The sequence below is a fragment of the Cupriavidus sp. R6-3 genome (assembly GCF_059772245.1).
Genome location: NZ_JCBAJO010000005.1, coordinates 1 through 15,523, shown reverse-complemented (window position 1 = coordinate 15,523; position 15,523 = coordinate 1). Strand labels below are relative to the sequence as shown.

Annotated in this window: 18 protein-coding genes; 9 read left to right on the top strand and 9 right to left on the bottom strand. The window is 67.1% G+C overall.

The features are described from left to right. Positions 1–37: 37 nt before the first annotated feature. Both AC6EI8_RS02115 and AC6EI8_RS02110 read left to right on the top strand, forming a co-directional pair. Positions 38–271 (top strand): AbrB/MazE/SpoVT family DNA-binding domain-containing protein, encoded by a 234-nt coding sequence (locus tag AC6EI8_RS02115; protein WP_149316020.1) that lies wholly within the window; start codon positions 38–40, stop codon positions 269–271. Next, the gene (locus AC6EI8_RS02110; protein WP_150083870.1) at positions 258–668 is read left to right on the top strand and encodes a PIN domain-containing protein; all 411 of its coding nucleotides are present in this window, start codon (positions 258–260) and stop codon (positions 666–668) included. The genes AC6EI8_RS02115 and AC6EI8_RS02110 overlap by 14 nt, the downstream gene beginning before the upstream one ends. Before the next feature lie 15 nt (positions 669–683). On the opposite strand, the gene AC6EI8_RS02105 is transcribed toward AC6EI8_RS02110, so the two are convergent. From AC6EI8_RS02105 to AC6EI8_RS02090, 4 genes are all read right to left on the bottom strand, one after another. Beyond that, positions 684–902, bottom strand: a complete 219-nt coding sequence (locus AC6EI8_RS02105; protein WP_498381149.1) for a hypothetical protein — start codon at positions 900–902, stop codon at positions 684–686. Positions 903–981: 79 nt separating this feature from the next. Then, on the bottom strand, positions 982–2,412 hold the full coding sequence (locus tag AC6EI8_RS02100) for an aldehyde dehydrogenase family protein (RefSeq protein ID WP_498381148.1): 1,431 nt from the start codon (positions 2,410–2,412) through the stop codon (positions 982–984). A 115-nt stretch (positions 2,413–2,527) separates the two neighbouring features. Continuing rightward, the gene (locus tag AC6EI8_RS02095; RefSeq protein WP_498381147.1) at positions 2,528–3,487 is read right to left on the bottom strand and encodes a Bug family tripartite tricarboxylate transporter substrate binding protein; all 960 of its coding nucleotides are present in this window, start codon (positions 3,485–3,487) and stop codon (positions 2,528–2,530) included. A gap of 80 nt (positions 3,488–3,567) precedes the next feature. Further along, a complete protein-coding gene (locus AC6EI8_RS02090; protein ID WP_498381146.1) occupies positions 3,568–4,485 on the bottom strand; it encodes a dihydrodipicolinate synthase family protein in 918 nt (305 codons plus the stop codon). Positions 4,486–4,586: 101 nt separating this feature from the next. Between AC6EI8_RS02090 and AC6EI8_RS02085 the strand changes: the two genes are divergently transcribed. From AC6EI8_RS02085 to AC6EI8_RS02075, 3 genes are all read left to right on the top strand, one after another. After that, the gene (locus AC6EI8_RS02085; RefSeq protein ID WP_150083874.1) at positions 4,587–5,480 is read left to right on the top strand and encodes a LysR family transcriptional regulator; all 894 of its coding nucleotides are present in this window, start codon (positions 4,587–4,589) and stop codon (positions 5,478–5,480) included. Between the two features lie 306 nt (positions 5,481–5,786). Further along, the gene (locus tag AC6EI8_RS02080) at positions 5,787–6,101 is read left to right on the top strand and encodes a helix-turn-helix domain-containing protein (RefSeq protein ID WP_150083875.1); all 315 of its coding nucleotides are present in this window, start codon (positions 5,787–5,789) and stop codon (positions 6,099–6,101) included. Further along, positions 6,098–7,471, top strand: a complete 1,374-nt coding sequence (locus tag AC6EI8_RS02075; protein ID WP_226105806.1) for a HipA domain-containing protein — start codon at positions 6,098–6,100, stop codon at positions 7,469–7,471. The genes AC6EI8_RS02080 and AC6EI8_RS02075 overlap by 4 nt, the downstream gene beginning before the upstream one ends. A gap of 21 nt (positions 7,472–7,492) precedes the next feature. Here the strand turns inward: AC6EI8_RS02075 and AC6EI8_RS02070 are convergent, their stop codons facing one another. The 5 genes from AC6EI8_RS02070 to AC6EI8_RS02050 all read right to left on the bottom strand — a co-directional run bounded on the left by AC6EI8_RS02070 (position 7,493) and on the right by AC6EI8_RS02050 (position 11,021). Further along, a complete protein-coding gene (locus tag AC6EI8_RS02070; RefSeq protein WP_149316014.1) occupies positions 7,493–7,984 on the bottom strand; it encodes a flavodoxin family protein in 492 nt (163 codons plus the stop codon). A gap of 157 nt (positions 7,985–8,141) precedes the next feature. Continuing rightward, on the bottom strand, positions 8,142–9,065 hold the full coding sequence (locus AC6EI8_RS02065) for a LysR family transcriptional regulator (protein WP_498381145.1): 924 nt from the start codon (positions 9,063–9,065) through the stop codon (positions 8,142–8,144). Positions 9,066–9,133: 68 nt separating this feature from the next. Next, a complete protein-coding gene (locus AC6EI8_RS02060) occupies positions 9,134–9,928 on the bottom strand; it encodes a crotonase/enoyl-CoA hydratase family protein (RefSeq protein WP_498381144.1) in 795 nt (264 codons plus the stop codon). Continuing rightward, positions 9,925–10,089, bottom strand: a complete 165-nt coding sequence (locus tag AC6EI8_RS02055) for a hypothetical protein (RefSeq protein ID WP_498381143.1) — start codon at positions 10,087–10,089, stop codon at positions 9,925–9,927. Before AC6EI8_RS02055 ends, AC6EI8_RS02060 begins: the two co-directional genes overlap by 4 nt. Further along, positions 10,047–11,021, bottom strand: coding sequence for a Bug family tripartite tricarboxylate transporter substrate binding protein (locus AC6EI8_RS02050; protein ID WP_498381187.1), 975 nt, complete (start codon positions 11,019–11,021; stop codon positions 10,047–10,049). The genes AC6EI8_RS02055 and AC6EI8_RS02050 overlap by 43 nt, the downstream gene beginning before the upstream one ends. A gap of 291 nt (positions 11,022–11,312) precedes the next feature. On the opposite strand from AC6EI8_RS02050, the gene AC6EI8_RS02045 reads away from it, so the two are divergent. The 4 genes from AC6EI8_RS02045 to AC6EI8_RS02030 all read left to right on the top strand — a co-directional run bounded on the left by AC6EI8_RS02045 (position 11,313) and on the right by AC6EI8_RS02030 (position 15,458). Beyond that, the gene (locus tag AC6EI8_RS02045) at positions 11,313–12,536 is read left to right on the top strand and encodes a CaiB/BaiF CoA transferase family protein (protein ID WP_149316010.1); all 1,224 of its coding nucleotides are present in this window, start codon (positions 11,313–11,315) and stop codon (positions 12,534–12,536) included. Positions 12,537–12,563: 27 nt separating this feature from the next. Beyond that, positions 12,564–13,022: a MaoC family dehydratase gene (locus tag AC6EI8_RS02040; RefSeq protein ID WP_498381142.1), complete on the top strand. Its 459-nt coding sequence runs from the start codon at positions 12,564–12,566 to the stop codon at positions 13,020–13,022. 162 nt (positions 13,023–13,184) lie between these two features. Continuing rightward, positions 13,185–14,342: an acyl-CoA dehydrogenase family protein gene (locus AC6EI8_RS02035; protein ID WP_498381141.1), complete on the top strand. Its 1,158-nt coding sequence runs from the start codon at positions 13,185–13,187 to the stop codon at positions 14,340–14,342. 114 nt (positions 14,343–14,456) lie between these two features. Continuing rightward, a complete protein-coding gene (locus tag AC6EI8_RS02030; RefSeq protein WP_498381140.1) occupies positions 14,457–15,458 on the top strand; it encodes an acyl-CoA dehydrogenase family protein in 1,002 nt (333 codons plus the stop codon). Positions 15,459–15,523 lie beyond the last annotated feature (65 nt).

The window sequence follows — 15,523 nt, the reverse complement described above, 5'->3', positions numbered from 1 at the left end:
GATATACAATTTCCAATGTATATCCAAGGAGAAAGCCATGCAGGTAGCGAAGTGGGGTAACAGCTTGGCTGTGCGTCTGCCGTCCAGCGTCGTGGAGGCGCTCGAATTGCGTGAAGGTGACGACATCGAGATTGTGGTCGATGACCCGCGGACCTTCGCTGTCCGAAAAAAGCCCGGTGCCGATGTGTTGCTGGAGCGGGTGAGACAGCTGCGTGGAAGGCTGCCAGCTGACTTCAAGTTCAGTCGGGATGAGGCGAATGAGAGAACCTAAAGGCAGCGCGTTCATTGATAGCAACGTCGTTCTTTATTTGCTGTCGGAGGACGCCAGGAAAGCGAACCGTTCTGAAGCCTTGCTGAGGACGCGGCCGATGATCAGCGTTCAAGTGCTGAACGAGGTGACCAGCGTATGCGTCCGAAAGCTGGATATGGCTTGGCACGAGATCGCGGACCTGGTGGACGCGGTGAAAAGTTTTTGCACTGTGGTCCCACTCACAGTCGATATCCACGACTCTGCACGGCGACTGGCTGAACGGCATGGCTTCGCGTTCTACGATGCCTGCATCGTCGCTACCGCTTCCATGAGCGGATGTCAGATCCTGTACACAGAGGACATGCACGACGGGCTGATCGTCGAGGACGGCCTGACGATACGGAATCCTTTTCTCTAGGCTGCCGATTGCCCGCTACGCCAGCGCCGCGATGGCCATCACGATCCCCGCGACGGCAAGCATGCCCACGACCGCAACGAGCTCGAACTCGTACCACGCTTCGCGCCGCAGTGGCGAGGCAGGATATCGCCCCAGCGTGACGATCTTCAGTACGAGCCAGCCCGGCCAGTAGAGGACCAACTGGAACAGCACGTACATCGCGAACCGCGCCACGAACCCGATGACCGACTCCATTGGCCATGCCCCGCTTGATGGTGGAATGGCCGCATTCCAAGCGGGGCGGCCGGTGCGTCAAGCCGCCATGGGGTAGCCATCAAGCCGCCGTATACGCCGTCTTCACCGTCGTATAGAACTCCTGCGCATACCGCCCCTGTTCGCGCGGACCATAACTCGATCCCTTGCGTCCGCCGAACGGCACGTGGAAATCCACGCCGGCGGTCGGCGCGTTGACCATCACCATGCCGGCCTGCGCGTGGCGCTTGAAATGCGCGGCCAGCTTCAGCGAGGTGGTGCAGATGCCGGCGGACAACCCGAACTCGGTATCGTTGGCCAGCGCCAGCGCTTCCTCGTAGTCGCGTGCCGCGATCACCGCGGCCACCGGCCCGAAGATCTCCTCGCGCGCGATCCGCATGTCGTTGCTGCAATCGACGAACAGCGCCGGGCTCAGGTAGAAGCCGTCCTTGCCGAGCGACAGCCGTTCGCCGCCGCACACCAGCCGCGCGCCCTCGGCCTTGCCGATGGCGATGTAGCGCTCGTCCTGTTCGAGCTGGCGCGCGTCGACCACCGGGCCGATCTGCGTGCGCGCATCGCGGGCGTCGCCGACCACCAGTGCCGCGGTCCGCTCGGCGAGCCGGGCAACGAAGCGGTCGTGGATGCCCTGTGTGACGATGATGCGGCTCGACGCGGTGCAACGCTGGCCGGTCGAATAGAACGAGCCCTGCAGCGCGACTTCGACCGCAAGCTCGAGGTCGGCATCGTCGGTGACCACCAGCGGATTCTTGCCGCCCATCTCCAGCTGGAACTTCGCCATGCGCTGGCAGGCCTGCGCGGCGATGCTGCGCCCGGTGGTCACCGAGCCCGTGAAGCTGATCGCGTCGACCTGCGGATGTTCGACCATCCGCTGGCCGACATCGCGTCCGCGGCCGAGCACCAGATTGAACGCCCCGGCCGGCAGGCCCGAGCGGCTCAGGATCTCCGCCAGCGCCCAGCTCGAACCCGGCACCAGCTCCGCGGGCTTGAACACCACGCAATTGCCGTAGGCCAGCGCCGGGGCGATCTTCCACGCGGGAATCGCGATCGGGAAGTTCCACGGCGCGATCAGCGCGACCACGCCGATCGGCTCGCGCGTGATCTCGACACCGATGCCGGGGCGCACGGACGGCAGCACCTCGCCCGCGGTACGCAGCGCCTCGCCGGCGAAGAACTTGAAGATCTGCGCGGCGCGCACCACCTCGCCGGTCGCCTCGGGCAGCGTCTTGCCTTCCTCGCGCGCCAGCAGGTCGCCCAGCTCGGCGCGGCGCTGCAGCAGCTCGTTGCCGACGAAATCGAGCACATCGAAGCGCTGCTGCGGCGTCGACAGCGACCACTTGCCGAAGGCCTGCCGCGCGGCGCGGACCGCCTGGTCGACGAGGGCGGCATCGCCCTGCGCGTAGTGGCCGATGATGTCCGATACATCGGACGGATTGACGTTGGCGCTGCTGTCGTTGCCGGCAACCCATTCGCCGGCGATGTAGTGCGATTTCACGGTAGCTTCCTTGTTCAACGGATCGGCGCTGCGGCATCGACGTCGCCCCCGCGAAGACGGGAACCCAGCGGCTTGCGCAGACGCTGGATTCCCGCCGGCGCGGGAACGACGGCGATCACTCCTTCTCGATGCCGGCGGTGCGGATGATGCGGCCCCAGCGGTCGAGTTCGGCGAGCTGGAAGCGGCCCAGCTCCTCGGCGCTCGACAGCGCGATTTCCTGGCCGCTCTGCTCGACGACCTGCCGGACGCTCGGCGTGGCCAGCGCGCGATGGACCAGTTCGCTCAGGCGTTGCACCACCGGCTGCGGGGTATTGGCGGGCGCATAGAGCGCGTTCCAGTAGCCGGCCTCATAGCCGGGCAGCGTGTCGGCGATGGTCGGCACATTGGGCACCAGTGCCGAGCGCTTGGGACCGCTGAAGCCCAGCACCCGCAGCTTGCCGGAGCGCACCTGCGGCAGGCTGGCCGGCAGGTCGACGATCATCAGGTCGGTCTGGCCCGCGACCAGGTCCACTACCGCAGGCGGATTGGCCTTGTACGGGACGTGGGTCATCTCGGTGCCGCTCATCTGCTGGAACAGTTCGGCGGCGACGCGTGCCGACGAACTGCCCGAACCGTAGGTCAGCTTGCCCGGCTCCTTCTTCGCCAAGGCGATCAGCTCGGCGACGCTGTTGGCCTTGACGTTCTGATTGACGACCAGCAGCTGGTAGCCCTTGGTCAGCATCGAGACGGGCGTGAAATCCTTGATCGGGTCGTAGGGCAGCTTCTTCAGCAGATGCGGATTGGCGGCCTGCGTGGTGTTGGTCGTGATGAACAGCGTATAGCCGTCGGGCTTGGCACGCGCCACGGTCTGGGCCGCGATGCCGCCCATCGCGCCGGCGCGGTTCTCGATCACCACGGCCTGTCCGGTCAGCCGGGTCACCTCGTTGCCCAGGGCGCGGGCCAGGCCGTCGGTGGCGCTGCCGGGGCTGGAGCCGATGACGATCGTGATGGGACGGGCGGGATAGCTTTCCGCGAGCGCGCCGCCGGTCAGCGAGGCAAAGGCGCAGAAGGCAAGCAGGGTGCGACGAAATGGCATCGATAGTCTCCAATGAAGTTTCTTGTAGTGGGACGTGGCACGTCCCCTCACTGCGCAGCGGGCAGTCGCCCGCGATGAAATCAGCGTGCGAGCCCCCAGCCGGACATCAGCTCGTGCAGGCGGCGCTGCTGGGCCTCGGTCAGCGGCCACGCCGAGGGCGGCCGTGCGGCGCCGCAGTCGTTGCCCATCAGCCGCAGCGCTGCCTTGACGACCGTGACGTTGGTGCCGTTGTTTTCCTGGGCGCGCAGATCCTCGAAGGGCAGCATCTCGCCGATCAGGCGCATCGCCAGCGCATGGTCGCCGTCCTCCAGCGCGCGGTGGATCGCCACCGACCGCTCCGGCATCACGTTGATCAGGCCCGAGGTAAAGCCGCGTGCGCCGACCGCATAGAAGGGCGGCGCCCAGACCTCGGCCAGCCCGCCGACCCAGGCCAGCCCGCGATCGGCGGTGCGCCGGATGGCTTCGGCCAGCACCATCGGCGTGGGGGAGGCCCACTTGACGCCGACGACTTCGGGAATGCGGCACAGCGCTTCGATGGCGGCAAGGCCGATGTTGTCGTTACGCAGATAGAGCACCAGCGGCAGGCCCTGGCCGGCCTCGGCGATCTTCTGCACATAGGCGACCACGCCGCGCGGCGCGACGAAGGGATCGGGCGGCTGATGGACCATCAGCGCGTCGGCGCCGGCTTCGCGGGAGGCGCGGGCCAGCGCGCAGGCTTCGTGGACGCTGCGTCCGACGCCGGCCAGCAGCGGCACCCGGCCGGCCACGTATTCGGCGGCGACATGGACCATGCGCACCGCCTCCTGCTCCCGCAGGCCGTAGAACTCGCTGGTATTGCCATTGGCGACCAGCACATGCACGCCGGCGCCGACGGCCCGGTCGACCACGGCCGAAAGCGGACCGGGCGAGACGGTATCATTCGCGTCGAACGGCGTGACCAGGATTCCGGAAATGCCATTGAGCGCCTCGCGCAGCGCGGAACCTTCGAAAGTCGCCACTTGAACTCCTGATGGAATGGACATGAGAGGCGCTACTGTAGAAAGCCCCCGCTGCTGCCGTCCAATCCAAACTGGCGATTACCCAATTCAAGATTTGAATCGTGTTCCAGCTATCCCATCTGCGCAGCTTCGTGGCCGTCGCGACCGAATTGCATTTCGGCCGGGCCGCGGCCTTGCTGAACATGACGCAGCCGCCGCTGACGCGGCATATCCAGCTGCTCGAACATGAGGTCGGGGTGCAATTGCTGGACCGCTCGGGCGGCGGGGTTCGCCTGACGCCGGCGGGCGCGATCTTCCTGCGCGAGGCCGAGGACATCCTGCGGCGCAGCCAGGCGGCCAAGCTGGCCGCGCGCCGGGCCATGCGCGCAGATGCCGGTAGCGTATCGATGGGGTTCATCCCGGCAGCGAGCTTCGCGCTGCTGCCGCAATTGCTGGGCGCGATCCGCGCGAGCCTGCCGGAGGTCCACGTGTCGCTGCGCGAAATGCAGACCGACGCGCAGCTCGAGGCAATCGCCGCCGACCGCATCGAACTGGGCCTGGTGCGCCCGTTTGCGCCGCGCAGCTTCGTCGAATCGGCGCCGCTGCTGCGCGAGCCCTTCGTGCTGGCAGCGCCGGTCGGGCATCCGTTGCTGCAGGCCGAGCGCCTGCCGCTGTCCGCGCTCGAAGGCCAGCCCTTCATCGAGTTCTGCCGCTCCGAATCGCGCTATCTGTACGAGATCGTCGCCGGCCGGCTGCGCGCCGAGGGCGTGGCGCCCGACACGGTGCAGACGCTAAGCCATACGCATTCGATCCTGTCGCTGGTCGACGCCGGCATGGGCGTCGCGCTGGTGCCCCAGTCGGCATGGCGCCTCGGCTATGCCGGCGTGCGCTTTCGGCCGATCGACGACCAGGTCGGGCTCGATGTCGAACTGCATCTCGTTTGGCGAAAGGGCAATCCGCATCGGGTGGCGGCGGCCGTGCGGGGGGTGCTGGAGCGCAAGTCACCGCCGGGTTGAAAAGCAGCGCGTATTGCCGTGACCGCAGAAGTGCGCGGTTGGTACCGATCGGTCTGATGGCTCCCCAATGTCGCTTTATTGTTCCGATGGATCAAGAACAATGGGTGCGAGTTCCGGTCCTGTCGCCTTAATTCCGTAAACTCAGGAACTAAGAAATATCCGAGATCATCTGGCTCATTATTCCTTATAATTGCGGAACAATGTGCTACATTTTACACATCGGACCGTATTGTTCCGTGAATGTCAGAACTATGAAATGGTGACGGCGCGCCTATGTGTGGTCTGCACGGCAACGGAACGTTAATCATGGTGAGAAAACTACCTCTGCCCGACGAGTCCCTAAGCCCGGTCGTGGAAACTCTTGACTCGCTCGGTTCGCTGGTGCGTAGCCAGCGCGCACGGGGCCAGTTGCGAATCGACGATGCGGCCGATTTGCTGGGGGTGTCGAAGGATCTGCTGTCCCGTCTGGAGAACGGCAGGTCCGTCAGCCTGGACAGCCTGATGAAGGTGCTGGACGGTTTGGGCCTGAAGATGCTTGTCGTTCCCAAGGGCGACGCCTTGCTGGTCGAGGAGCAGCTGGCCGAGCGCGCCGCAAATTCCACTGACAAAGGCAGCGCATGACTTACTCACTCCGCGTGGTTTCGCAGCAGGCGACCGTGGGCCGCCTGACTTACGAGCCCCGCCAAGGCCTGGCTGGCCGTTACGCGTTCGCGTACGACCCAGGCTGGCTTCGCCGCAACGATCGATTTCCGCTTTCCCCGCACCTGCCCCTGCGTGGGGAGCCCAGCGATCCCGATACGGTCGCGCGTTTTCTCGCCAATCTGCTGCCCGAGGGCAGGGCGCTGGAGGTCGCCGCTGCGCATCATCACATCGCGAAGTCGAATACCTTCGCCCTGATCCGCTTGCTCGGCAAGGAGCCGGTTGGCGCGTTGAGCTTCGTGCCGGAGGACGAGCCCTCCCCGGACCCGGCAGAGCAGCACACCGCGTTCATGCCGGAAAAACGCCAGATCTCGCGGGAAGAACTGAATCAGCGCATCGCCGATCGCAATCGCGATGTGCCCTTTCCTGTCTGGGATGGCAGGGTCAGGCTCTCAGTCGCCGGATTCCAGGACAAATTGCAGGTGCTGGTGGAAGGGGACCGCATTGCGCTGGCGGACGGCCGACTCAGTTCTACCCATATCCTGAAGCCGGAGTCCATCAATGCGAAGTGGGAGAGCCTGGTCGCGAACGAACACTATTGCATGAGGCTCGCCGCCGAGATGGGCCTGCCCGTTGCACCCGTGCAGATATGGCGGATTCCTGCGCCGATACTGCTGATACAGCGTTTCGATCGCGTCGTGACATGGGATGCCGCCGACGGAGAGACGGTACGGGATGTGCGACGGTTGCACGTCATCGACGGGTGCCAGGCGATGGACCTGCCCGTGGGCTACAAATACGAGCGCAACTTCGGCAGCACGAAGGACGTTATGCATGTCCGGGATGGAGCCAGTTTCGAGAAGCTGTTTGCCCTGAACCGTTTTTTCGCCGTGCCGGCCATGGCGCGCGCGTTCATGTTGCGCTGGGCGCTGCTCAATGTCCTGCTTGGCAACTGCGACGCGCACGGCAAGAACATCTCGTTTTTTGTCAGCGCGAAGGGCATCAGCCCGGCACCGCTGTACGACCTGGTGTCTGTGGGTGTCTATGGCGATGCGGTGGAGCAGGAGCTGGCCATGGCGTATGGCGACGAATTCCAGCTGGAAGCGCTGACGCCGTTCGCGATGGCGGACTTCGGCAGCCGCATCGGCGTCAAGGCGTCCCTGTTGCAGCGGGAAATGACCCGGATGGCCCAGGCGGCGACCAATCTTGCGCCGAGGCTCGCGGAATCGGATACCTATGTTGGGCAGGAGCGTGAACTCGTGCGGCGCATTGCGGAATTTGTGCAAGCGCAGGCGCGGCGCATGGCTCAGATCGCAACGCAAGTACGCCGCGTGAAAGCCGATCTCCTCTGAAACCCGAGCCGGAGTCGTTCTTCAGAACACCCCCAGCGCCAGCCCGCCGGCGAGGCCTTCGCCGAGTTCCGCGCAGCGCGCCAGGTCGTCGGCGCCGATCTGCTTCGGTGCCAGGATGCGCTCCGGCGTCTGCGCATGCGTGCAGACGATCAGCCCGGGCGCCACGGAGCGCAGGCGCCAGCCGGTGGCGATGCGGTCGAGCTGGCGCAGCGCGTTCTGGCCGTCGCTGCCGGCGCAGATCATCGCGGCATAGGGGCGGCCATTGACGCGGTCGAGCACCGGGTAATAGCAGCGGTCGAAGAAGTCCTTCATCAACCCTGACATCGCGGCCAGGTTCTCAGGCGTGGCGAACAGATAGCCGTCGGCCTTCAGCACATCGTCGGGCTGCGCCTCGGTGGCGCGCAGCAGCCTGACCTCGACGTCCGGCTGCGTCCGCGCGGCGTTGGCCGCGGCTTCGGCCATCTGCTGCGTGCCTCCGGTCATCGTGTGGTAGACGATCAGCAGCGTCTTCATCGGTGCCTGTGTGCGGGTATGTATGCGGGTATGTGTGCGGGTATGTGTGCGGGAATGTGTGCCGGTATGTGGAGGGAATCCATGCCGGTATGGGTTCCGGCCCTCGATACGAGGGCAACGTAGCACGCCGTCTCCGGCGTGCCGTGCCGCGCGGACGTCAGCGCGACGATGGCGCCTCGGCCGCCCCTCCGACGGGAAAGGCGGACTGCGCGACCTGGCGGAAGTGCCGTCCCGCCGGGGTCTCGGTTTCGTCGCAATAGGCCAGTGCCAGCCCGATGCCGGCGGCACCGGGCATGTCGTCCACCGGAATACACACCAGCCGCTCGTTGGCGAAGCGATGCATGATCGATGGCACCAGCGCGATGCCGAGCCCGCTTTCCACCAGCGCCATCACGGTCTGGATCTGCGTCGCGATCTGCGCGATGCGGGGCTGGAAGCCGCCCAGCTGGCAGGCGGTCATCGCGGCGGCGTGCAGCCCCGAGGCTTCCTCGCGGGCGTACATCACGAAGCGCTCGCCGGCCAACTCGGACAACGTCAGCGATCGGTGCCCGGCCAGCGGATGATGGCGCGGCAGCGCGGCGACGAAGCGGTCGTGCTCCAGCGGAGCCAGCGTGATCCTGCCGGCCTGCAGCAGCGGGATGCGCACCAGGCCGACGTCCAGCGCCTCGTCCTCGAGCTGCTTGACGATCGATGCCGAGGTGGCCTCCTTCAGCGTCAGTTCCACCGCGGGATACTCGGCACGAAAGTGCGACACCAGTTGCGGCAGCAGGTGATAGGTGGTGGAGCCGACGAAACCGATACGCAGTGTTCCGCCCATGCCGCTGGCCGCGGCGTGCGCCGCCTCGCGGAAATGGCCGGCATGGAACAGGATGCGCCGCGCCTCGCCAAGCGCTGCGTGGCCGCTCGGCGTCAGCGTGACACCGCGCGTCTCGCGCACGAACAATTGCGTTTCCAGCTCCTGTTCCAGTTTCTGGATCGAAACGGTCAGCGCGGGCTGCGCGATATGCAGCCGTTCGGCGGCGCGGCGAAAGTTCAGCGTTTCCGCGAGAACGACGAAATGCCGGATACGTCGGAAATCCATGGGGCAGGGCGGCGCGCGGGCAGTGGCGAAGCCCACATCTTACCGATCGCCGCTGCCGCGCCCGCCGCTCAGCTGCGGGACGCCGGTTTTCGTTTCTCGAGGAAGGCCGTCACCGCCTGCCGGTGCTCCTCGGTCTGGTGGCACATCGCCTGGAAGGTCGCGGACATTTCCAGCAGCGTGTCGAGCCGCGTGTGCATCCCCTCGCGCAGCAGCCGTTTGGCCAGGCGCACCGCTTGCGGCGGATTGGCGGCAATCGCCTCGGCCAGCCGCATCGCGGTCGGCAGCAACTGGTCGGCCGGCACCACCTGGGATACCAGGTTCCATTCCAGCGCCCGCGCGGCATCGATCGGCAGGCCGGTGAAGATCATTTCGGCGGCGCGCGACAGGCCGACGATGCGCGGCAGCAGCCAGGCGCCGCCATCGCCGGGAATGATGCCCAGCCGCACGAAGCTCTCGGCGAATTGCGCGGTCTCGGATGCAATGCGCAGACCGCACATGCAGGCCAGGTCCAGTCCGGCGCCCATGGCCGGGCCGTTGACCGCGGCGATGACCGGCACCTCCAGATTGAACAGCGCCAGCGGCAGCCGCTGGATGCCGCGGCGATAGTCGCGCCGGATCTCCATGCCGGGCACCGTGCCCGACGCCTGGCGCTCCATGTCGCGGATGTCGCCGCCGGTCGAGAACACGGTGCCGGCGCCGGTCAGGATCACCGCGCGCACCGAGTCGTCGCCATCGATGCGGTCCACCGCTGCCACCAGTTCGGCCACCGCGGTGTTGCCGGTCAGCGGATTGCGGCGCGCGGGCTCGTTCAGGGTAAGGGTCACGATATGACCCTGCTGCGCATAGTCCAGGAACTGGCTCATGGTGGTCCTCGTTCGGTGGGTTGCCGACGGCGGTCGTCGTCGTCGGTATCGGTGCGGTCGTCGTCGTCGTCGTCGTCGTCGGTATCGGTGCCGGTGTCGGTGTCGTTGTCGGTCCGCGCTATTGCTTCGGAATGCCGGCCCGCGTCGCCGCGTCCGACCATTTGCGGATCTCCGCCAGCTGGAAGCGCCGCAGCTCGGCAGCGTTGCCGGTGAAGACATCCCAGTTGGTGCGGGCGAAGAACTCCGCGGTCTCCGGCGCGGCGTTGATTTCCAGCAGCAGCTTCTCCAGCTTCTCGACCACCGGGCGCGGCGTCTTCGCCGGCGCGAAGGCCGCGGTCCAGTTGACCATGAAATAGCCGGGGAAACCGCTCTCCTGCAGCGTAGGCGTATTCGGCTGCGTGGCCAGCCGTTTTTCGCTGGTCACGGCCAGCAGCCGCAGCTTGCCCGCCTGCAGCAGCGGCAGCACCGCGCCATAGTCGGCGAAGGCGAAATCGACCTGGCCCGCGGCGACGTCGGTCAGCGCCGGCGCCGCGCCCTTGTAGGGGACGTGGTTGGCCTTGATTTGCCCCTGCGTCAGGAACAGTTCCGTCGCGATCTGATAGGACGCGCTGCCGGCGCCGTAATTGAGCTTGCCCGGCTGCTGGCGGGCATGCGCGACCAGTTCGGGCACCGTATGGAACGGTGAGGCCGGATTGACCACCAGCGCCATCGCGCCCACGCCGAGCCGTGCGATCGGCGCCAGTTCCACGACCGGATCGTAGGGCAGCTGGCGGAACATCGCGACATTGGTCGCCACCGGCGAATTGCTGGCCAGCAGCAGCGTGTAGCCGTCAGGCTCGGCGCGGGTCACGGTCTGCACCGCGATGAAGCTGTTGCCGCCGGGCCGGTTCTCGACCACCACCGACTGGCCGGTCTTTTCCTCGAGCTTGCGGGCCACGTAGCGGGCGGTGGAATCGGTGCCGCTGCCCGGCGGAAACGACACGACGAGACGGATCGGCCGGTTCGGGTAGTCGGCTCGCGCCGGCGCGGCAACGCTCAGCGAAAGCGCGGCGAGGCAGAGGGCGGCGGCCAGCAGCCGGCCCGGGCGGGTCATCAGCATGTCTCTCTCCAGTCGGCGCCCCGTCATGGCTGCGAGGCTCGAGCGCAAGGCTAAGAGACACTTCCGCGGCGTGTCCAATATGAATTCGGCGCGAGGCGATATACAAAACTTATCGCTGCGTCGCCCATCCCGGCGCTCCTACCGGGCCCACTGCGATAAACGATCGCTATCAATCGATGGCGATTCGATATTGGACGCCGCACGTACGCCTTCACTAGGCTTGCCGCATTCGCATCCCCGATCGCAGCGCAATCGCAGCGCAATCGCAGCCACAGGAGACCACCGGTGAAAGGCGCACTGGCACATATCAAGGTTCTGGACCTGACCCGCATTCTGGCCGGCCCCTGGGCGACGCAGAACCTCGCCGACATGGGCGCCGAAGTCATCAAGGTCGAGCGTCCGCGCGTCGGCGACGATACGCGTGCCTGGGGCCCGCCGTTCCTGAAGGACGCGGAGGGTCGGGAAACCGCCGATTCGTCGTACTTTCTCAGCGCCAATCGCGGCAAGAAGTCCATTACCGTCGATCTGGCCGCGCCCGAGGGTCAGCAGATCATCCGCGAGCTGGCGCGCGAGGCCGATGTGGTGGTGGAGAACTACAAGGTCGGCACGCTGGCGCGCTACGGCCTGGGCTACGACGACCTGCGCGCGCTGAATCCGCGCCTGGTCTACTGCTCGATCACCGGCTTCGGCCAGTCCGGCCCCTATGCCGCGCTGCCCGGCTACGACTTCGTGTTCCAGGGCATGGGCGGGCTGATGAGCATCACCGGCCTGCCGGACGACGAGCCCGGCGGCGGCCCGATCAAATCGGGCATCGCCATCACGGACCTGCTGACGGGCATGTATGCGAGCACCGCAATCCTGGCGGCGCTGGAGCATCGCAATGTCAGCGGCGAAGGGCAGTACATCGACATGGCGCTGCTCGACTGCGTGGTGACCATCAACTCCTACCAGGCGATCAACTACTTCCTGTCCGGCAAGATCCCGCAGCGGATGGGCAACGCGCATTCGAACATGGTGCCGTACCAGGTGTTCCGCTGCCGCGAGGGCGACGTCATCGTCGCGGTCGGCAACGATGCGCAATACCGCGCGCTGTGCGAGGTGATCGGCCGCCCGGAACTCGCCACGGACCCGCGCTTCACCTCCGCCGGCCAACGCAACCGCAACCGCGACGCGCTGATTCCGCAGATCGCCGAAGCGATGCTGACGCGCACGATGACCGAGTGGGTGGAACGCATGGAGGCGGCCAACGTGCCGTGCGGGCCGATCTACAACATGCAGCAGGTGTTCGAGGACGAGCAGGTGCGCCATCGCGGCATGCAGCTGTCGCTGCCCCATGGCGCAGGCGTGCAGGCCCCGGGGCTGGCCAATCCGATCCGGCTGTCGGCCACGCCGATCCAGTACGAACGCGCCGCGCCGACGCTGGGCGAGCATACCGAGGCGGTGCTGCGCGACAAGCTCGGCTTCGACGACGCGCGACTTGACTCGCTGCGCGCCAAGGGCGTGATCTGACCATGGACCTGAAGGCGGACTGACGTCATGCAGACCATCGGATCGCTGGACGAACTGCGCGCGGCGGTCGGCGCGCCGGCCGCGGTCAGCGGCTATTTCACGCTCGATCAGCGCACCATCGATACGTTCGCCGAACTGACGCAGGACCGGCAGTGGATCCACGTCGACCCGGTGCGCGCGGCGGCCGAATCGCCGTATGGCTGCACGATCGCCCACGGGCTGCTGACGCTGTCGATGGTCACCGCCGCGTTCGGGCAGTGCTACCGCTTCCCCAATCGCAAGCTGTCGCTGAACTACGGCTTCGACCGCGTCCGCTTCACCGGCGCGGTGCCGGCCGGCTCGCGGCTGCGTGGCACCTTCGCGCTGCAGCGGATCGAGGACGTGCGGCCAGGGGAGGTGCGGTGTTTCTGGCAGGTCGAGCTGCAGGTCGAGGGCGCGGAGCGGCCGGCGATGGTGGCGACCTGGCTGATCCAGATGCGATATTGACGCCATCGAGGCCAGTGAAGCCGATCACGCCAATCACGCCAATCACGCCCCTCACGCCCCTCACGCCCATCACGCCCATCACGCCCCTCACGGCATCGGACGTGTGAGGCCTGGAAACCACCATGAAGCTGCCAAACATGGAACGCATCGGAGCCAGACGCAGTGTCCAGCCTTCTCGATAACTTCGTTCGTGCGAGCCTGCCGCCCGAGGCGGAGGCCTTCCGCACCGAAGTCAAACGCTTTCTCGCCGAACAGCTGCCCGATGCGCCCGCCGATCGTCGCGCGCGGTCGTGGATGGGGTTCGACGCGGCCTTCAGTCGCCGGCTGGCGGCACGCGGCTGGGTCGGCATCACGCTGCCGCCGGAGTACGGCGGCGCGGGACTCGATCCGTTTCGCCGTTTCGTGCTGGTGGAGGAGTTGCTGGCCGCCGGCGCCCCGGTCGCGGCCCACTGGATCGCCGATCGCCAGAGCGGTCCGCTGATTCTTCGCTACGGCACCGAGGCGCAGAAGCGCCGCCATCTGCCGGCCATCTGCCGCGGCGAGAGCTTCTTCTGCATCGGCATGAGCGAGCCCAACTCGGGCTCCGATCTGGCCAGCGTGCGCAGCCGCGCGACCCGCACGGCCGGGGGCTGGACGCTGAACGGCCAGAAGATCTGGACCACCAATGCCCCGCACTGCCAGTACATGATCGCGCTGGTGCGCACCTCCGGCGTGCTGGAGGACAAGCAGAAAGGGCTGTCGCAGTTCATCGTCGACCTGTCGTTGCCCGGCGTCACCGTGCGGCCGATCGAGGACCTGACCGGCGACGCGCATTTCGCCGAGGTCGTATTCGACAACGTGCCGCTGGGCGACGATGCGCTGATCGGCAACGAAGGCAGCGGCTGGGAACAGGTCAATGCCGAACTGGCCTTCGAGCGCAGCGGGCCGGAACGGATCTACTCGAGCGTGGTGCTGCTGGACCTGTGGGCGGCGCGCCTTCGCCGCGATGGCGCCACGCCGGAACAGCAGGCGCTGCTGGGCCGCTTCTGCGCGCAGCTGGCCACGCTGCGGCAGATGTCGATCGCGGTGACCGCGCGGCTGGCGGCCGGCGAAAGCCCCGTGGCGGAGGCCGCGTTGGTCAAGGACCTGGGCACGACGCTGGAGCAGCAGATTCCGGCCGCGCTCGAGGCCGTCATCGCCGGCGATCCGCGCACCCTTGCCGACGCGGAGTTGTATCGCACCGTGAGCTATCTGAGCCAGATCTCGCCGACGTTCTCGCTGCGCGGCGGCACGCGGGAAATCCTGCGCGGGATGATTGCCCGCAGCCTGGGACTGCGCTAGGGCGTTAGGGCGCTAGGGCGCTAGGGCGTTAGGGCGTTAGGGCGTTAGGGCGTTAGAGCGCTAGGGCATTGACGCGTCAGGGCGCGAGGACGTCAGGCGCGAGGAGAGACCACCATGTTTGTCGAAGCGATCGAATCCATTCTGCAGGATGCCTGCACACCCGCGGCGGTGCGGGCCATCGAGGACGGCGGCAATCCGCGACGACTGTGGGATGCCATCGCCGATGCCGGATTCGTGGAGCTGCTCGTGCCCGAGCAGGACGGCGGCGCCGGCCTGGCACTGTCCGAGCTCGCGCCCGTGCTGATTGCCATGGGGCGCCATCCGCTGCCGGTGCCGCTGGCGCAGTCGGTGGTCGCGCGGGCGTTGCTGCGCCGCGCCGGGCTCGCCGTGCCGCCGGGAATGATCACGCTGGCACAGGCCGGCGTGCGCGAAGCCGATGGCGGGGTGGTGTGCCCGATCACGCCGTACGGTGCGATCGCCGACCACGTGGTGCTGGGCCTCGACGACGGGCTGTTGCTGCTCGATGCCGGCGCGGCAAGCCGTATTGTTACCGGCGTGCACCGCGACCAGGCCGCGACGCTGCGTTGGCCGCCGCAGTCGGTGCCCGAGCCCGTGCCGGCCTCCGGTGCCGACGTCGGGGCATGGGGCGCCGCGCTGCATGCCGCGCTGATCGCCGGCGCCGCGCGTCGGGTGTTCGACCTCACGCTGCAATACTGCAATGACCGCACGCAGTTCGGCCGCGCGATCGGCAAGTTCCAGGCGGTGCAGCACCAGCTCAGCGTGATGGCCGAACTGGTGGCTGCCAGCCATATCGCCGCGCAGATCGCCTTTGCCGGCGATGGCGACCAGCCCGACCGCGTTGCCGCGGCCGTGGCGAAGGCTCGCACCAGCGAGGCCGCCGCGAGCATCGCCGCCACCGCGCACGCCTTGCACGGCGCGATCGGCATCACCGAGGAATACGATCTGCAGCTGCTGAGCCGGCGACTGCATCAATGGCGGATGGCCCACGGCTCCGAGGCGTTCTGGGAGCCGGTGGTTGGCGCGGCCTGCCTGGCGTCCGGACACGCCACGGTGGTGGACTTCATTCGTGCGGTGACGGACTGCCCCGCACACTGACGTCGCCGCCGACTGCCGACTGCCGACTGCCGACTGCCGACCGCCGACTGCCGACCGCCGACTGC

Excerpts from the sequence above, each read along its gene's own strand:
- AC6EI8_RS02115 (WP_149316020.1), top strand. The coding sequence starts at position 38 with ATGCAGGTAGCGAAGTGGGGTAACAGCTTGGCTGTGCGTCTGCCGTCC.
- AC6EI8_RS02110 (WP_150083870.1), top strand. The coding sequence starts at position 258 with ATGAGAGAACCTAAAGGCAGCGCGTTCATTGATAGCAACGTCGTTCTT.
- AC6EI8_RS02105 (WP_498381149.1), bottom strand. The coding sequence starts at position 902 with ATGGAGTCGGTCATCGGGTTCGTGGCGCGGTTCGCGATGTACGTGCTG.
- AC6EI8_RS02095 (WP_498381147.1), bottom strand. The coding sequence starts at position 3,487 with ATGCCATTTCGTCGCACCCTGCTTGCCTTCTGCGCCTTTGCCTCGCTG.
- AC6EI8_RS02080 (WP_150083875.1), top strand. The coding sequence starts at position 5,787 with ATGGTGAGAAAACTACCTCTGCCCGACGAGTCCCTAAGCCCGGTCGTG.
- AC6EI8_RS02075 (WP_226105806.1), top strand. The coding sequence starts at position 6,098 with ATGACTTACTCACTCCGCGTGGTTTCGCAGCAGGCGACCGTGGGCCGC.
- AC6EI8_RS02070 (WP_149316014.1), bottom strand. The coding sequence starts at position 7,984 with ATGAAGACGCTGCTGATCGTCTACCACACGATGACCGGAGGCACGCAG.
- AC6EI8_RS02065 (WP_498381145.1), bottom strand. The coding sequence starts at position 9,065 with ATGGATTTCCGACGTATCCGGCATTTCGTCGTTCTCGCGGAAACGCTG.
- AC6EI8_RS02060 (WP_498381144.1), bottom strand. The coding sequence starts at position 9,928 with ATGAGCCAGTTCCTGGACTATGCGCAGCAGGGTCATATCGTGACCCTT.
- AC6EI8_RS02055 (WP_498381143.1), bottom strand. The coding sequence starts at position 10,089 with ATGGTCGGACGCGGCGACGCGGGCCGGCATTCCGAAGCAATAGCGCGG.
- AC6EI8_RS02050 (WP_498381187.1), bottom strand. The coding sequence starts at position 11,021 with ATGACCCGCCCGGGCCGGCTGCTGGCCGCCGCCCTCTGCCTCGCCGCG.
- AC6EI8_RS02040 (WP_498381142.1), top strand. The coding sequence starts at position 12,564 with ATGCAGACCATCGGATCGCTGGACGAACTGCGCGCGGCGGTCGGCGCG.
- AC6EI8_RS02030 (WP_498381140.1), top strand. The coding sequence starts at position 14,457 with ATGTTTGTCGAAGCGATCGAATCCATTCTGCAGGATGCCTGCACACCC.